Annotated in this window: 13 protein-coding genes; 11 read left to right on the top strand and 2 right to left on the bottom strand. The window is 45.8% G+C overall.

The window, feature by feature from the left end; all coding sequences use genetic code 11:
- Positions 1–11 precede the first annotated feature (11 nt).
- The 9 genes from Q9M42_RS09640 (at position 12) to Q9M42_RS09600 (ending at position 10,099) form a co-directional block, all read left to right on the top strand.
- A complete protein-coding gene (locus Q9M42_RS09640; protein WP_322526277.1) occupies positions 12–1,547 on the top strand; it encodes an AbgT family transporter in 1,536 nt (511 codons plus the stop codon).
- Positions 1,519–2,775: a M20 metallopeptidase family protein gene (locus Q9M42_RS09635; protein WP_322526276.1), complete on the top strand. Its 1,257-nt coding sequence runs from the start codon at positions 1,519–1,521 to the stop codon at positions 2,773–2,775. Before Q9M42_RS09640 ends, Q9M42_RS09635 begins: the two co-directional genes overlap by 29 nt.
- Positions 2,776–2,781: 6 nt before the next feature.
- Positions 2,782–4,098, top strand: a complete 1,317-nt coding sequence (locus Q9M42_RS09630) for an amidohydrolase (protein ID WP_322526275.1) — start codon at positions 2,782–2,784, stop codon at positions 4,096–4,098.
- On the top strand, positions 4,080–5,357 hold the full coding sequence (locus Q9M42_RS09625) for a M20 family metallo-hydrolase (protein ID WP_322526274.1): 1,278 nt from the start codon (positions 4,080–4,082) through the stop codon (positions 5,355–5,357). The genes Q9M42_RS09630 and Q9M42_RS09625 overlap by 19 nt, the downstream gene beginning before the upstream one ends.
- Positions 5,354–6,664 carry a hypothetical protein gene (locus Q9M42_RS09620; RefSeq protein WP_322526273.1) on the top strand — a complete coding sequence of 437 codons (1,311 nt, stop codon included), beginning with the start codon at positions 5,354–5,356 and terminating at the stop codon, positions 6,662–6,664. Before Q9M42_RS09625 ends, Q9M42_RS09620 begins: the two co-directional genes overlap by 4 nt.
- Positions 6,665–6,892: 228 nt before the next feature.
- Positions 6,893–7,264: a DUF2512 family protein gene (locus Q9M42_RS09615; RefSeq protein WP_322526272.1), complete on the top strand. Its 372-nt coding sequence runs from the start codon at positions 6,893–6,895 to the stop codon at positions 7,262–7,264.
- A 16-nt stretch (positions 7,265–7,280) separates the two neighbouring features.
- A complete protein-coding gene (locus Q9M42_RS09610) occupies positions 7,281–7,772 on the top strand; it encodes a DUF2243 domain-containing protein (RefSeq protein WP_322526271.1) in 492 nt (163 codons plus the stop codon).
- A 4-nt stretch (positions 7,773–7,776) separates the two neighbouring features.
- A complete protein-coding gene (locus Q9M42_RS09605) occupies positions 7,777–8,535 on the top strand; it encodes a cytochrome c oxidase assembly protein (protein ID WP_322526270.1) in 759 nt (252 codons plus the stop codon).
- Positions 8,536–8,557: 22 nt separating this feature from the next.
- Positions 8,558–10,099: an FAD-dependent oxidoreductase gene (locus tag Q9M42_RS09600; RefSeq protein WP_322526269.1), complete on the top strand. Its 1,542-nt coding sequence runs from the start codon at positions 8,558–8,560 to the stop codon at positions 10,097–10,099.
- Positions 10,100–10,143: 44 nt separating this feature from the next.
- On the opposite strand, the gene Q9M42_RS09595 is transcribed toward Q9M42_RS09600, so the two are convergent.
- Both Q9M42_RS09595 and Q9M42_RS09590 read right to left on the bottom strand, forming a co-directional pair.
- On the bottom strand, positions 10,144–11,841 hold the full coding sequence (locus Q9M42_RS09595) for a methyl-accepting chemotaxis protein (protein ID WP_322526268.1): 1,698 nt from the start codon (positions 11,839–11,841) through the stop codon (positions 10,144–10,146).
- 235 nt (positions 11,842–12,076) lie between these two features.
- On the bottom strand, positions 12,077–12,910 hold the full coding sequence (locus tag Q9M42_RS09590) for a GGDEF domain-containing protein (RefSeq protein WP_322526267.1): 834 nt from the start codon (positions 12,908–12,910) through the stop codon (positions 12,077–12,079).
- A gap of 241 nt (positions 12,911–13,151) precedes the next feature.
- Here Q9M42_RS09590 and Q9M42_RS09585 point away from each other — a divergent pair, with 241 nt between their 5' ends.
- Both Q9M42_RS09585 and fmdA read left to right on the top strand, forming a co-directional pair.
- On the top strand, positions 13,152–14,201 hold the full coding sequence (locus Q9M42_RS09585; protein WP_322526266.1) for a class I fructose-bisphosphate aldolase: 1,050 nt from the start codon (positions 13,152–13,154) through the stop codon (positions 14,199–14,201).
- A 105-nt stretch (positions 14,202–14,306) separates the two neighbouring features.
- Positions 14,307–15,491: a formamidase gene (gene fmdA, locus Q9M42_RS09580; protein ID WP_322526265.1), complete on the top strand. Its 1,185-nt coding sequence runs from the start codon at positions 14,307–14,309 to the stop codon at positions 15,489–15,491.

Genomic DNA, 15,491 nt, shown 5'->3' with positions numbered 1-15,491 from the left:
TGTATAATGAAATGAGTTTGGAAAACGGAAAAAAATCTGTATTCATGAAGTTTCTTGACGGAGTGGAAAGAGCGGGAAATAAGCTCCCACATCCATTTATGCTGTTTGTCTATTTAGCAGCCGCTGTCATTGTTATATCTTCCGTAGTTGGATGGGCCGGGGCTTCCTTTGAGGATCCCCAGGACGGTGAGACAATAGCTGTGCAGCCATTGATTTCTGGAGAAGGTTTGGAGTATATATTATCTTCAATGCTGGATAACTTTACTGGATTTGCTCCTTTAGGACTTGTGCTTGTGATGATGCTTGGCATCGGTTTGGCCCAAAAAGTTGGGCTGATGGAAACGTTTATGACTTCTATAATATTGAAAGCACCAAAAAGATTAGTTACATACGCAGTTATAGGAACAGGTATTATAGGGAATCTGGCTTCTGACGCCGCTTTTGTTATTATTCCTCCGTTGGCAGCGATGGTATTTTATGCACTCGGCCGCCATCCGCTGGCAGGTATTGCTGCCGGTTTTGCCGGTGTAGGGGCGGGCTTTACCGCCAACATCATTATCACCGGGACTGATGCTCTGCTTTCAGGTATTTCAACGGAGGCAGCACAAACTGTAAATGAAAGTGCCAATGTCACCCCGGTCGATAATTGGTATTATATGATTGCCTCGGTCCCCATGTTAATGATCGTAGGGGCGTGGCTCACTGAAAAAGTGATAGAACCGAGACTAGGGACATATGACAGCAGTTATAGTGACGGCACTGTTCTAGGCAATCAAATAGAGGAGATTACTCCTGAAAGATTCAGAGGAATGAGAAATGCCGGCATCGCCGGAGCAGTATATTTAGTTTTGATTGCTATTATGGTAGTTCCCTCAAACGGTTTGCTGCGTGGAGAAAACGGAGCAATAGTAGAGTCACCGTTTATTTCAAACATTGTTCCATTAATCCTTTTCTTCTTTATCATTGTAGCGATTGCGTACGGTGTAACCACGAAGGTGATTAATTCTACGGCAGACGTGCCGGAATTTATGGCCCAATCCATGAAGGATATGGCAGGGTACATTACGTTAATTTTCGCCGCTGCACAGTTTATTGCCTACTTTGAATGGACAAACTTATCTTCTTATATGGCTGTGAACGGCGCTAACTTTTTAACAGCGGCTGATTTCAGCGGTCTGCCGGTGGTAGTTGGTTTCATTCTGCTTGCGGGTGTGCTGAATATGTTTATTTTCAGTGGCTCTGCTCAATGGGCCTTAATGGCTCCCATATTTATTCCGCTGTTTATGTATTTGGATTACAATCCTGCCTATATTCAATTGGCTTATCGTCTTGCAGACTCTACAACAAACGTTATTACACCGCTGAATCCTTATGTGCCAATGATTTTAGCTTTTATGAAACAATATGATAGCCGTTCCGGGTTTGGCACATTATTCTCTATTATGCTGCCGTACACTGTAGTATTTTTAACCCTTTGGATTATTATGTTCATCGTTTGGAACTTATTAGGCCTTCCTATTGGGCCAGGGGTTTATATGGATTTGTAATTGTATAAAGGGAGAGAACGCAATGAACATCAGAAGATTAACAGAAGAAGAAATAAATGAAGCAATAGATACAGTTCTAAAATACAGGCATTACTTTCACCAGTATCCTGAATTAAGCGGGGAAGAGTATCACACCTCGGAAACAATACAAAATTTCCTGCGTGAAAAACAAATTGAATACACAACCGGTTTTGCCGAAACTGGGATCCTCGCCATCATTAAAGGCGACCGCCCAGGAAAAACGATAGCCCTGCGCGCGGATATTGATGCTCTCCCTATTGAAGAAGAGCCTTCTCCTTCATATCGCTCAAAAAAAGAGCGAGTTATGCATGCATGCGGTCATGATGCTCATACAGCCATGCTGATGAGCACTGCGGCTCTATTGCAAAAAAATAAAGAGGAACTGGAGGGTACGGTATTATGTGTGTTCCAGCCCGCAGAGGAACAGGCACCTGTGGGAGGGGCAGCTAAAATGCTGGAAGACGGTTTATTTGAAATTTATCAGCCGGATGCTGTTTTAGCTCAGCATGTATGGCCGGATCTGCCTGTAGGGCAGTTCGGCGTAATGAGTGGTCCTATTATGGGAAACTCTGACCGATTTGAAATCACCATAAAAGGTGCAGGAGGACACGCAAGCATGCCGCACCAGACAAAAGATTCGATAGTAGCGGCAGGTCAGCTGATTGGTCAAATCCAATCCATAATCAGCCGGAATATCAATCCATTGGATGCGGCAGTTGTAACTGTAGGCACGATCCGGGGCGGTGAGCGTTATAACGTAATCGCAAATGAAACCATTCTCGAAGGCACGGTGCGGACTTTTAAAGATGAATTGAAAAAAAGAGTTAAAACAAAGCTTGGTCAGTTACTGGCAGGGATAGAAGCATCGTTTGAAGTGACTTGTCATTTAAAATATTTTGACGGCTACCCGGCCACAATAAACACACCTTTATGGGCAGAGCACGCCAGAGAAATAGCCCGCCATTTGTATGGTGAAGAATCATTGCCCCAGGTAGAACCAAGCCTTGGTGGGGAAGACTTTGCCCGTTTTCTGGAAAAATACCCTGGAAATTACCACTGGCTTGGCACTGCCATTCCCGAGCGAAAAGTACAGAAGCCTTTGCATGATCCATCCTTTGACATTGATGAGCGGGCTCTTGGTTATGGTATCGAATTTATGTACCATGAAGCGGTTGAAGGCTTAAAACTTTTAAAGGGTAAGGGGTAGGTAGACGTGTCTGTAAACAAGATCGATGAATGTATTCAAAAGCTTCTCCCAAAGCTGCGGGAATGGAGAAGGCACTTTCATCAATATCCAGAGGTAGGATGGACAGAAATCTATACCACGTATGTCATTACGCAAGAGCTGAAGAAACTTGATGGTACAGTTGTTTACGGTGAAGAGCTGATCCAATCTAATGCGAGGCAGGGCGTACCGGATGAAAACGTGCTTGAAAAAGCTGAAATAAAGGCAGAAGAGCTCCAGGTCCCTGCAGAGTTTATTCAACAAACAAAAGGCGGGTATACGGGGGCATTGATTCAGCTTGAAGGCAAGGAAGAAGGTCCGCACGTCTGTTACAGAGTGGATATTGATGCTCTGCCTATTACAGAAACTTCAGCAGATTCTCATTTTCCTAATAAAGAAAATTTTGCTTCAGCTTTTCGAGGAGAAATGCATGCCTGTGCCCATGATGGTCACATTACTCTTGGTCTGGGTCTGGCCACATTTCTTTCAGAGCACCCTGAAGAATGGAATGGTACGGTTACTATCATATTTCAACCGGCGGAAGAAGGAAGCAGAGGAGCAAAAGCAATCGTTGCAAACGGGTGGTTGGACAATGTCGATTATTTTATGAGCGGCCATATCGGTATTACAGATATGAAGGCAGGTACTATAGCTGCGACTGCTGCTAAATTTTTGGCTACTACTAAATTTGACGTTATTTTTACAGGCATATCTTCCCATGCGGGAGCGAAGCCGGAAGAAGGTGGAAATGCTTTATTGGCAGCAGCAGCGGCAGCTGTTCATTCTTATGGTATTTCCAGACATTCTAAAGGAGATACGAGGATTAATATTGGGAAACTGAACGCAGGTTCTGGGCGCAATGTTGTGGCCGATTTTGCGAAGATTATTGGGGAAACGCGGGGGGGTTCTACCGAGGTGAATCAATATATGATGAACGAAGTAGAACGGATGATTAAAGCGAGCGCGTTGATGTACGGGGTAGAGAGCTGGATAGAGTATACGGGCGAAGGCATGGCTGCTGATTGTGATTCTGAATGGCAGCATTGGATAGCATCCGCTTTAGAAAAAAGCAGTTTAGTAGAACACGTAGAGCCATCAAAAGAAGTGGGAGCTTCCGAAGACGCCACGGTAATGATTAACCATGTTCAAAGAAAAGGAGGAAAAGCCACCTATATGCTTTTTGGTACAGAGCTTGCTGCGGGGCATCACCACCCTTCCTTCGATTATGAGGAAGCAGTATTCGGCCCGGCGCTCGCCGCGTTTATCTATCCTCTTGTTAATAACGTATGGAGGGAGGAAAAATAATGAAAGAGTGGCTGGAAAAAAATTTATTGCGGTTAAACGTAACTTCTACTATGAACCGGCTGGAAGGGTTCAACCGGCCTGGCTATTCGGATAAGGAAATGGAGGCTGTGCAGGAATTTATTCATTTGGCAGACAGCCTGGATATGCAAGTTCAAAGAGATAAAGCAGGAAATATTTTGGCTGTGTGGAATCCTGGAAATAGTGAAAAATCAAGTATTGCTTTTATTTCGCATTTGGATACAGTTACCAATGGGGGCGGGTATGACGGTGTTGCCGGAGTATTGTGCGGTCTTGGGGTTATTCAATACTTAAAGGAAAAAAGTTGGATACCTTCTCGTCCCGTAACGGTAATCTGCGCAGCATCAGAAGAATCTTCCCGTTTTGGAGTATCTACAATTGGAAGTAAAGCCATGGCTGGTCTGCTGAATCCTGTCCTGCAAAATGATTTGATACATTTGAAAGATTCTGATGGCACGACACTGGAAGAGGCAGTACGCAGCCAGGGGCTTGATTGGAACAATATGAATCTTGCTGAACAGCCTCTGGAGGCTTTCCACCGGGTGGTGGAACTTCATATTGAGCAGGGGACTAAAATTGAAAATGCACGTAAGGATATTGGTATTGTACGTGGTATCGCATGTCCGCTTCGTTTGTCTTTTGTCTTTACGGGAGAGGCTGGTCACACCGGAACAACACCTATGAACAAAAGAAAAGATGCTTTGGCTGCTTCTGCTCCCTTTATTCAGACGGTAGCGGAAACCGCCAAGAAAATTGAGTCAGCAAGTGGAGAAGAGATTGTAGCTACGGCAAGTACTATTGAATGTGAGCCGAACGAAATGAATGTTATACCGGGAAAAGTGACTATCGGTGTCGATATCCGGAGTGTGAATGATAAACGAAAACAGGAAGCTGGAGACATTCTCCGTACGAGTGCAATAGAGTTAGCAAAAAATCAAAATATCCATTTGGAAATCGAAACATTGGTTAATAACGCTTCAGTTCTTCTCTCTCCGGAAGTATCCGTTGAATTACAGGAAGCTTCTGTTAAAGCCGGCTGCCAATATCACAGTATGGACAGCGGAGCAGGGCATGATATCATGAACATAGCTGAAAAATGGCAGGCAGGTTTAGTTTTTATTCCGTGCAGGGAGGGTAAAAGCCATGTGCCTGAAGAATATGCAAGTCTCGAAGATCTTTATAAAGGCGTGCAGGTTCTAGCTAATTATGTAATGATACAGACAGGAGAGTTGAAAGCGTGAATATACGTATAGGCGTGGTCGGCCCAGGGGATTCTGTTCAATCTATGTTAAAAGAGTTGGAGCTTTATGAAGATTTTCAGGCTGTACCGCTCACCTACGAACAGACGAGCGAAATTAAAGAAATCGTGCCAGCAAATCAGCATAAAGTTGATTTCTGGTTTTTTTCTGGGCAGTCCCCCTATGACATAGCGATTTCCAATCAACTGGTGAGTGAAAAGGATGCAAGTTTCCCGCCCCTCTACGGTGCAAGTTTATTAGGGAGACTTCTTGAGGCTCAGTACAAAGAAAATCAATTATTATTGCACATTAGCTTAGATACTATTCAGGAAAATGAGATTGAAGAAATACGTGGGGAATTTTTAGGAAAAGACATTGAAATATTCAACCTTTCTTATAAAGGGTATATTTCTCCGGATAAAATAGTTTCTTTTCATGAAGCTTTATATAATGAAGGGAAAATTGATGCTGTATTTACAAGCATCCGGGAAGTTTACTTAGCTATGCAAGAAAAAGATATCCCCTGTTACAGGGTGCGTCCTACAAAGCTATCCATACAGCTGACGCTTAAATACGTTAAAGAACGCGCGCAATCGATGCTTTATCGAAAATCTCAGATAGCTATAGTAGCTATTGAGGTGGCTAAGGATCAAAAGGCCCTGCAGGAAGAATCTTATTCATTTAAGCGCAAGCACAGAGAATTGGACCTTCATCGATGGCTGCTTTACTATGCAGAGAAAGCTCGTGGTTCCTATGTACAAATGGGAGATGGTCTGTATTTTATTTACACCACCCGGGGGGAAATCGAACTCGAAAGTGAACAATTGTGGTTTCAATTCGTGGAAGACGCCCGGGTGAATACAGCCCTTGAAGTGCGGACAGTCATCGGTTACGGAAAAACGACTCTTGAGTCCGAAGAAAACGCGCGACGAGCCCTGCAGGAAGCGAGGGAAACGAAGACTAATTCTATTATTATCGTAGATGAAGATCTTCGAATTACAGAATACGAAGCTGCAATTGGTTCTTTTACTTATGATCAGAGAAATATGAGCAACAGCGATGAAAAAGACAAGGAAAGCAGCTTGAGTCCTGCTTTTCTATCTAAACTCCATTCGTTATCCCGGTATTATTCCCAGGATATTGTGACTGCTCAGGATATCGCCCGTTGGTTAAACAGTTCTCTGCGAAATGCGCGCCGAATATTATTGAAGCTCGAAGAAAATCAGATAGCAGTGCAAACAGGAGAAGAACAGTCAGGGCACCGGGGTAGACCGAGAAGGGTCTACCGCTTAAAATTCCGTGAGCAGTAAGAGATCAAAGCGGTTTGAGAATGTAAAATTTTTGCAGAGAGAGTATCCTTGAAACTAAAAGAGCGTTTATGGATATACTTTTGAAGGAAATAGAAGTATAGCCAGACATTATCAGAATAAATGAGGGCAGCAATCGCGGGACAACAGCCTTGCGGTAAGCCAGGAAAAGAGATACGTCTTTCCCTGGCTTTTTGCGTTTTATAAACCAGCTTCAGAAAGGAGGAGAACATGAAGCACGTTAAAGCATTAACTGGAAAAGGGGTAATGACAGCGGCTCTGTTATTTTTGGTGCTCGGTATCGCAAACGGGGTCTCTGTTTGGAGTGTGTTGGTGCTTACTATTATTATCGGCGCAATCAGCTATCCGCTCGGTGATCTCGTGCTGCTCCCCCGTGTAAAAAGCTTGATCGCAGCGGCTATAGATGCCGGTCTGGTATTTGCGATTATTTTAATTGCAGGTGCTGTAATTTCCTTTTCGGGCCCGGTGCTGCTTGCAGCAATAACAGCCGCTGTGCTGATGGGAACAGCAGAATATATGTTTCATTTTTATCTGGGCACGCACGTGCTTTTTTCGAGCAATCGTGTGAAAACGGATATGTAACGTAGGAGGCTTAGTCATGTCAGAAAAAAACGAAGCGATGCTTCGGAGAAACCAGGCGAATTATGCCGGAAGAAACTTGATATCCGGCCTTCTTTTCGGTCTCGGGCTCATCGCTTTTATAGATGAAGTGGTTTTTCACCAGCTGCTGAACTGGCATCATTTTTACGATTTATCGACCACGGCTGTCGGGATCGTTTCGGATGGTTTTTTTCATGCATTCAGCTGGTTTGCGACAGTAGCTGCCCTGTTTATGTTTGCTGATCTTCGGCGCCGGCAGAGCTTCTGGCTGCGCCGGTGGATCGGAGGAGTGTTAACCGGAGTAGGCTTCTTTCAGCTGTATGACGGGATCGTTCAGCATAAGTGGATGGGGATCCATCAAATAAGGTACGGTGTGGACATTCTGCCATATGATTTAGTATGGAACATCAGTGCGTTCATACTTCTTGTAGCCGGAATAATCATATGGAGACAAACTTCGCGGATAAAAAAGCAGAGAGCAGCTGTGTAAACCGATGACTACTTTACATTATTTTGCAGAAGGTGTGCTCGCAGCCCCTTTTGTCGTTGTCTGTCTCTTGTATCTTGCTGCCGCTTTTCGTGACACTGGATGGCCGGTATATCGCATTGGGCTGTTTGCTGTCGGGACAGCGGCGGCAGTCATTTCGGTGCTTGGGCCGCTCCCCCGGATGGCTCATGATTCATTTGTCATTCATATGACCGGCCATTTGCTGCTTGGTATGCTGGCCCCGCTTTGTATGGTGCTTGCGGCCCCCGTGACGCTTGCTCTCCGCACTCTCCCGGTGCCTTCAGCGAAAAAACTGGCTAAATTACTGCGGAGCCGCTTTGTGGCAATAGTATCTCATCCGGTGACGGCCACAGTGCTAAACATCGGAGGCCTATGGCTTTTGTATACGACTGGATTGTACGTATTGATGCATGAGTCTGCTCTTGTTTATACTGCCATTCATATTCATATTTTCTTAGCGGGATATGTGTTTACAGCTTCTATTATTTATATCGATCCGGCGCCGCACCGGTATTCTTTTTTGTTTCGGTCCGGGGTGCTTGTAACAGCCCTTGCAGGACACGGTATTTTATCCAAGTATTTATATGCCGCGCCGCCGCACGGAGTCGGGCAGGAAGCTGCGCAGGCGGGTTCGATGCTGATGTATTACGGGGGGGACGCGGTGGATATTGCCATTATGGTAATTCTCTGCTGGCACTGGTATAAAGCGGCCCGTCCCAGACAGGATGAAACACCGGCAGCCTGAATAATTATAAGGAGGAACTGCAATGACTAACGATAAACATGTCCCTTTATATCCCAATTCTTTATGGCTTAAGGAAAGCGAAACTACACACATGCCTGCACACAGTGGAGAAGACACGTCTGAAGTGACTATCACAGGAGCCGGGGCAGCCGGCATCACAGCAGCTTACTATCTAGCAAAGGCCGGAACGAGGGTGGTGCTGCTAGAAGCGGGCAGGGTGCTCGAAGGTACAACCGGGAACACCACGGCAAAAATATCCTCCCAGCACGGGATGGTGTATGATGAACTCATTCAGAATCACGGCCGGGAAAAAACCAGCCAGTATTTTGAAGCTAACGAACAGGCGATCAGCGATATGCGCAAGCGGGTTACTGAGCTTAATATTGACTGTGAATGGGAGGAGCGGGACGCTTTTATTTATACGAAAAGCGAGCAGCAGAAAAAAGTGATGGAGAAGGAAGCGGAGGCGTACCGGTTATTAAATGTAAACGGCGGCGATGCTTCTGACGAACATGATCTTCCGTACGCTGTCGAGCGGGCTCTCGTAATCCGCGATCAGGCTCAGTTTCAGCCAGTGCATTATTACCGGGCTCTTCTTGAAGAAGTTGTTCGTCTTGGCGGGCGTGTATACGAGAATACACGTGCAGCTGATGTGAATAAAGCCAAGGGGAAAGTAGTGGTGAACACAAACAACGACAGCACGATTACCAGCGACTACCTTTTGGTAACAAGTCATTTCCCTTTTAACGACGGTATGGGGAAATACTATAGTCGTCTGCATGTGGAGCGTTCATACATCATCGGGGCGAAAGTTCAGACGATGCCAAAGCATATGTACATCAGTGTAGATTCCCCTTCGCGGTCAATTCGTACAGCAAAGGATGAAAATGGGGAGAATCTGCTTTTAATTGGCGGAGAAGGACACACGTCCGGAAAAAATGAAACGAATACGTTCGAACGGTACGAAGCACTGCGCAGCTTCGGGGAAGAGTACTTCGGCCTGCAGACGGTGCCTTACCGCTGGTCGGCGCAGGATATGATCACTCTGGACAAAATGCCCTATGTGGGCCCAATGACATCCGGGGAAGAACAGATTTTTACTGCCACCGGATTTATGAAGTGGGGCATGAGCAACAGTGAAGCAGCAGGGAAAATGCTCGCTGATTATGTACTCGGCAAGGAGAATGTGTATAAGGAAGCTTTTGATCCGACACGCTCCGAGCTGAAAAAGAAAAACATTCAATCCTTTGCCTCCGAAAACATGGACGTAGGAAAAGAAATGATTAAAGGAAAGGCCAACAGAGGGGATAAAGAAAAGAACCTGGAGAATGATGAAGGAGCTTTAATCAATACGGAAGACGGAAAGGCAGGCGCTTACAGGGACGAAAAGGGCCAACTGTATGTTGTAGACACCACCTGTACACATATGGGCTGCGATCTCTCCTGGAACAATGCAGAACGGAGCTGGGACTGTCCGTGCCATGGTTCAAGATTTTCCTATGACGGAGAAGTTATTGAAGGGCCGGCAGTAACGGCGCTGAAGCGTAAAACAGATCTTGAATAACAAAGAAGGCCCGGAGAAAAAATCTCCGGGCCGTCCTGCTCATATTACAGCTTGAATTTATCTACTTCAGCGTTCAGCTGGCGGGCAAGATCGTTAAGGTTTTCCGAATTAGCGGAAACTTCCTCCATGGAGCTGCTCGTCTGCTGGACGGAAGCCGCAGTCTGTTCAACTCCGGCAGCAGATTCCTCGGATACTGAAGCTATTTCTTCAATAGAAGCATTAATTTCTTGGCTGCTTGAAGAGATAGCTGCCAGATTTTGAGTAACAGATTGAAGATTTTCTGCCATTTCCTGAATAGCAGTATTAATTGTATTAAAGGTTTCACCTGTGGTCTGGATCTGGGTGGTGCCGATTTCCACTTCTTTATAGCCTGACTGCAGAGATGCAGTGACGGAAGAAGATTCGTTCTGAATTCCTTCAACGATGCCGGTAATATCTGTGATGGAAGCAGAGACCTGCTCGGCCAGCTTCCGCACTTCATCAGCGACCACGGCAAAGCCGCGCCCCTGTTCGCCAGCCCGGGCAGCCTCAATGGCTGCATTTAAAGCAAGCAGATTGGTCTGGTTAGCAATATCATTAATGACAGACACTAATTTTGAAATCTCCTGGGACTGTTTATCAAGTCCTTCAACCTTCACAGCGGCATTTTTCACAATAGCATCGATTTTTTCCATTTGATGAACCGAATTATCCATCAGCTCGCGACCTTCATTTGTAATAGACAAAATATGAGTCGAGGCATTGCGGACGTCTTCCCCCTTTGTATGGGCCTCAGAAACATTTTCTGTGAAATCACTCATTAAAGAGGCAATGCTGCTGGCACTTGTGGCCTGGGATTCTGCCCCGGAAGCAAGCTCCTCCATCGTAACAGCCACCTGCTGGGATCCTGCTTTCACCTCGTTGGCAGAATGGGTTAAATTCTGACTCTGACCCGATACATTCGCGGACATCGTTTTAATTTGTGTAAGCAGCTGGGCCATGTTGTCATTCATCTGGTTGGCAGCGAGGACGAGCTTGCCGGTTTCGTCGCGTGTAGTAGTCTGCATCGGCTCCTGGCTCAAATCGCCATCGGCAATGGACTGCATCCGCTGCATAACTGCCTTGATCGGTGCAGAAATCGTGCGCGCCATGAAAAAGGCAATTGCCACACCGGCAATGATCACCAGGAGCGAAATAATAGTGCCGGTGGTCATCATGTTTCTGCCGCTTTCAAGCATATTTTCTCCCGCTGCAGTAATTTCTCCTTCTCTTTCTGCTGCGGTTTCTTCAAATCCGGTCATAATCTCGCGGGCTAGCGGTTTAGCTTCTGTGTTTAAAATTTGTTTAGCTTCTTCTTCATTTCCTGCTTCATAGGCTGGAAATACTTCTGAGGTAATAATCTGCTCCCATTCGATGCTTTGTTCTATTAAGGCTCCTAGTTCATCGGAACCGAAATCGGCGATTGTTTCCTCTTCCAGGGCAGCACTCTCCTCGGTATATTCCATGAAGCTGCTTTTGAATTCCTCGTCGCCGAATAAAAGGTATCCACGGGATAAAGCAACACGCTGGGCCATATTAAAAGCGAGCTTTTCGTCAGCGATTAACAGCGGCAGCTGCTCCTCAACGATGCCTTCGGTTTCGGCATTCGCCTTGCTGTTAGCGTAAAAATTATAGATTCCGAGTGCTGTTACCAGCACCACAAGTGACAAAAAACCAGTTAGGATTTTCGCGCGAAGACTTTTGAAGTTAAACCATCCCTTCATTCCATACACCCCTTTAAATTAATGTAGTAATACTTTCCCCTGCGAAAAATATAGCTGTTGTTCTTTTATTTCTGCTTTTTGTGAGAATGATGGAATGGAAATAATAAACAGATAAAAAGAATTAACTCTACAGACATTTATCGATATAAATTAGGCTCAAAAGTATAGGTCATTGTTACTGTAAAAATGAAGAAATTGTGAAGGGATTTTTCGGTGGACTAAAGGCTTCCCGTATTTATTCGCTTAAAGGAAGTATATTTTTATGCTTTTGACGTTTGTTTTTATACATTGCCTGATCGGCTTTATGAAGCACGGCGGCGAAATCCTCCTGCTGATTCAGGGATTCGTAAGTTCCAACGCTCACGGTGATCGTAAAAGTGTTTTCCCCATCTGTGTAGGGGACCCGGAGCTGCTGATCTATCCGGCTTTGAGTCAGCTGCGTGCTTTTTCCATTTTTTGTTCCAGTTATTTCCATGATGACAAACTCATCTCCACCTAAACGATAAAGACGCTGTTCCGAAAAGCAGGCGCTGGCAATTCTGCCGGCAGTAAATTGAAGCACGCGGTCGCCGGTAACATGGCCGTAAGTATCATTAATGGTTTTGAATTGGTCAACGTCGATAAAATAGAGAAGATAAGGAAGGCGCGCTTCGGAGATTTCCTGAAAAAACTGCTGCAGGGCAGCCCGGTTGGGCAGCTTTGTTAAATCGTCGCGTCCAGCCATTTCTTTGGTTATTTCAAGGTGGGCAATGGTACGGTTCAAATCGGCATTTAAACGACCAATCATTCCGGTACTTTGAAAGGAGGCGCGGGCGCTCAGGTCCCCGTTTCGCACAGAGGTCAATACAGTCTGAAAATGAAAGATACACCTGCGTACAAAGCCGAAGAAAAGAAAGTAATTCAAAAGCCCGAGTGCGACGCCAGCTGCAATCGAAGCAATATAAAACATTTGTAAAAAAGAACCAGGTATGGGAATGACGACCGGCATAAGGACAGCAAAACCGATTCCTATGAAAATACTAAGGAACATATACAAAAAAAACATCACAAACAGATAATTTATTTTCATAAGAAACGCCCTTTCCAGCGGAAAAGTTGATTGCATTATAAAAGTTTTAATTAAGGAGCAGCACTTGTTATATATATCGTCACAATCCTAAAGAATCTTATAATTAAAGCGAAAATCATTCATATAAACATTTTTCCAGAGGCAGTGCCCTTCATAAAATCTTTCGAAAATTTGTTTATGTTCTTCCCTAAAAAGGGAATTAGGTAAGAAGAATTTCCTAAACTGGTGAGGAGGTATTATGATGGCTTCAACGAAGGAAATATTAGGACAGGACGCGGATTACTTATTAAATCATGAAAGCAAAACGGTACCGAAGGAAAACCTTTATGTGCCGGGCCCTGACTTCGTCGACCGGGTATACAAATCGACAGATCGTTCTCCGGTAGTTCTGCGCAACCTGCAGAGCTTGTTTGACCACGGACAGCTAGGCGGAACGGGTTATCTGTCCATTCTGCCGGTAGACCAAGGAATCGAGCATTCGGCAGGTGCTTCATTTGCTCCGAACCCGATGTATTTCGATCCGGAAAATATTGTGAAGCTTGCGATGGAAAGTAACTGTAATGCTGTAGCTTCAACGGTCGGGGCACTTGGCTCGATCGCAAGAGATTATGCGCACAAAATTCCTTTCATTGCCAAAATTAACCACAATGAACTGTTAACTTACCCGGAAACGCACGACCAGATTATGTTCGGCTCTGTTGAGCGGGCCTATGAGATGGGAGCAGTTGCGGTCGGAGCAACGATATACTTCGGTTCAGAGCAGAGCGACCGCCAGATCCAGGAAGTGTCGCAGGCCTTTGAACGGGCTCATCAGCTCGGTCTTGGCACTATTCTCTGGGCCTATCTGCGTAACCCCGGCTTTAAAAAAGACGGCACCGATTATCACACTGCTTCCGATCTGACGAGTCAGGCGATCCATTTATCAGCCAGCCTGCAGGCTGATATTGTGAAACAGAAGATGCCGACCAACAACGGCGGCTATACAGCTGTCGGCTACGGCAAAACGCACGACAAGGTTTATTCAGAGCTGACAAGCGACCACCCAATTGACCTGACCCGTTATCAGGTGATGAACTCGTTTATGGGGCGGGCCGGCTTAATCAACTCCGGCGGCGGTTCTGCAGAGTCGGATTTGGAAGATGCTGTAAAAACAGCGGTAATTAACAAGCGTGCCGGCGGCATGGGACTGATTATGGGGCGTAAGGCGTTCCAGCGTCCGATGGATGATGGCATAGAGATTATCCGCTCTGTTCAAAGCGTTTATGCGGATGAGTCGATTACTTTGGCATAAGAACAGAAAAAGGGGGGACTCCCTCCTTTTTTAGCTTATATATTCAGAAAATTTAAATATCGTCTGCCGTGTCTCTGACTATCTTTATAAACAGGAGGGTTTTATATGCCGAAAAAACTGTTTGAAGTAGACCTCAATAAAACAATGGACCAGCAGACGACCCCGGGTCACAATCGCTGGCACCCGGACATTCCTGCCGCTTTTTCTGTAGAACCGGGAGAAACGTTCCGGATGGAATGCCTGGACTGGACCGACGGCCAGATCAGCAACAATGATGACCCTTCGGATATTAAACATGTGAACCTTGACCGTGTGCATGTACTAAGCGGGCCGGTGCATGTGAACGGCGTGGAGGAGGGGGACCTGCTCGTTGTTGATATTTTGGATATCGGCACGTTTCACTCGCATGAATGGGGATTTAACGGTATTTTCGCCAAAGAAAACGGCGGTAGCTTTTTAGTGGACCATTATCCGGAAGCAGCCAAATCCATTTGGGATTTTGAAGGTATTTATGCTACTTCGAGGCATGTGCCGAATGTTAAGTTTGCAGGCATTATTCATCCGGGGCTGATCGGCGTGGCTCCTTCACAGGACATGCTGAATGAATGGAACCGCAGGGAGAAGGAACTGGTGGATACAAACCCTGACCGGGTGCCTCCGCTTGCAAATCTTCCAACGAAGGATTCGGTCGTGCTCGGTGAACTCAAAGGGGAAGAGTTCGAACGGGTAGCCGCCGAAGGAGCAAGAACGGTGCCACCGAGGGAAAACGGGGGCAACTGCGACATTAAGAACCTTTCGAAAGGGTCAAGAGTGTACTTTCCGGTGTTTGTAGATGGAGCGAAGCTTTCTGTAGGAGATCTTCATTTCTCGCAGGGAGACGGAGAAATTACGTTCTGCGGCGGCATTGAAATGCCTGGCTGGATAGACCTGAAAGTACACGTGATAAAGAACGGCATGGAAAAACACCGTATTAAGCGTAACCCTGTCTTTAAGCCAGGACCGGTCATGCCGCATTACAATGAATTTCTCGTTTTTGAAGGCGTGTCGGTGAACGAGTTCTCGGGAGCGCAGACATATCTTGATGCCAATGTCGCCTACAGGAATGCGTGCCTGAATGCGATTGATTTTCTGAAAACACTCGGCTACACAGGGGAGCAGGCCTATATGCTCTTGGGTACTGCGCCGGTACAGGGCACTGTAGCAGGTGTCGTGGATATACCGAATGCTTGCTGCACGCTCGCCCTGCCTAAAGATATATTTTATAAAAATATTTTGCCGGAGCTTGATTAG

The sequence above is a fragment of the Marinococcus luteus genome, assembly GCF_034497705.1.
GTDB lineage: Bacteria > Bacillota > Bacilli > Bacillales > Marinococcaceae > Marinococcus > Marinococcus luteus_A.
This window is presented reverse-complemented; position numbering and strand designations above follow the sequence as displayed.

What these genes read in the sequence shown, in the direction of transcription:
- Q9M42_RS09595 (WP_322526268.1), bottom strand. Translation starts at nt 11,841, where the DNA reads ATGAAGGGATGGTTTAACTTCAAAAGTCTTCGCGCGAAAATCCTAACT.
- Q9M42_RS09605 (WP_322526270.1), top strand. Translation starts at nt 7,777, where the DNA reads ATGACTACTTTACATTATTTTGCAGAAGGTGTGCTCGCAGCCCCTTTT.
- fmdA (WP_322526265.1), top strand. Translation starts at nt 14,307, where the DNA reads ATGCCGAAAAAACTGTTTGAAGTAGACCTCAATAAAACAATGGACCAG.
- Q9M42_RS09600 (WP_322526269.1), top strand. Translation starts at nt 8,558, where the DNA reads ATGACTAACGATAAACATGTCCCTTTATATCCCAATTCTTTATGGCTT.
- Q9M42_RS09640 (WP_322526277.1), top strand. Translation starts at nt 12, where the DNA reads ATGAGTTTGGAAAACGGAAAAAAATCTGTATTCATGAAGTTTCTTGAC.
- Q9M42_RS09615 (WP_322526272.1), top strand. Translation starts at nt 6,893, where the DNA reads ATGAAGCACGTTAAAGCATTAACTGGAAAAGGGGTAATGACAGCGGCT.
- Q9M42_RS09590 (WP_322526267.1), bottom strand. Translation starts at nt 12,910, where the DNA reads ATGAAAATAAATTATCTGTTTGTGATGTTTTTTTTGTATATGTTCCTT.
- Q9M42_RS09585 (WP_322526266.1), top strand. Translation starts at nt 13,152, where the DNA reads ATGGCTTCAACGAAGGAAATATTAGGACAGGACGCGGATTACTTATTA.
- Q9M42_RS09625 (WP_322526274.1), top strand. Translation starts at nt 4,080, where the DNA reads ATGGAGGGAGGAAAAATAATGAAAGAGTGGCTGGAAAAAAATTTATTG.
- Q9M42_RS09610 (WP_322526271.1), top strand. Translation starts at nt 7,281, where the DNA reads ATGTCAGAAAAAAACGAAGCGATGCTTCGGAGAAACCAGGCGAATTAT.